Annotated in this window: 1 protein-coding gene; it reads right to left on the minus strand. The window is 67.4% G+C overall.

The window, feature by feature from the left end; all coding sequences use genetic code 11:
- A partial coding sequence (locus ABD709_RS21375) for an IS481 family transposase (RefSeq protein WP_344779087.1) occupies window positions 1-997 on the minus strand: 997 nt, incomplete at its 3' end.
- Window positions 998-1,098: the final 101 nt, after the last annotated feature.

A 1,098-nucleotide genomic window follows, 5' to 3' on the forward strand; every position in this document is an offset into this window, starting at 1 on the left:
TGTAGTTCCCCGTGAGGTTGTGAACGCGGTCGGCGGGGGCGAGGCCTCCGATGCCGGTGTGGGGTCGGTGATGATTGTAGAAGTGGACCCAGTCGGCGTAGGTCGCTGAGCGGGCCTCGTCGGACAGGTAGGTCTGGGCGTAGGCCCACTCGCTCACCAGGGTGCGGTTGAAGCGTTCGACCTTCCCGTTGGTCTGGGGCCGGTAGGGCCGGGTCCAGCGATGCTGGACGTCCTTGCCGAGCGCGGCGGCGAAGACGTGCGAGCGGTAGCAGGAGCCGTTGTCGGTCATGACCGCGCGGATTGCGATGCCGGCGTCGGCGAAGAAGGCCTTGGCCCGAAGCCAGAACTCGGCGGCGGTCTCTTTGCGCTCGTCGGGCAGCTGCTCGGAGTAGGCCAGCCGGGAGTAGTCGTCCACGGCGTGATGCAGGAAGACGTATCCGCGGGAGGAGGGAGCTCCCGCACGCTTGGCGCGAGAGCTCGCGACACCGCTTCGTCGGTGTTGAACAGAGTCGCGGCCGAAGGCACGCCAGCCGCCACCATCGGGGATCCGACCGAGCTTCTTGATGTCGACGTGGACAAGGTCGCCCGGCGCACCCGCTTCGTAGCGCACCGGCCTTGGCTTGCGGACCGGCAGACCGGTGGCCTGGTCGAGGTGTGCAAGTAGCGGCATCCGGTAGCGGGCAAGGACCCTGCCGACCGTCGACCTCGGCACGCCAAGGTGGTAGCTGATCCGGTGCGGACCCCACCGTCGCCGGTAGCGCAGGTTCACGATCCGATGCTCGAGGCGGGTCGAGACCCGTGTCGGGCTGGAGTGCGGTCGCGAGGGCAGGTCGTTCATCGGCAGCCCGGCGCGGTATCGGCGTGCCCACTTCGATGCCGTGGCTGGTGATACCTGGAACCGTTCGGCCGCTCGGCGCACCGGCCAGCCCTGGATCACGATCAGCTCGGCAAGACGTTGCCGGCCCAGCGGGGTCAGTGGAGCGTTAGCGTGAGTCATTGAGGACCTTCGGTGAAGAGGTTGGTGTGGTAACCCCTCCGTACCGGAGGTCCTCGCTATTCGTCTACGCCTCGCCGTTCACAACCTGCCGGGGAACTACA

The organism is Nocardioides panacisoli (genome assembly GCF_039537325.1).
In the GTDB taxonomy this organism is placed as follows: Bacteria; Actinomycetota; Actinomycetes; order Propionibacteriales; family Nocardioidaceae; genus Nocardioides; species Nocardioides panacisoli.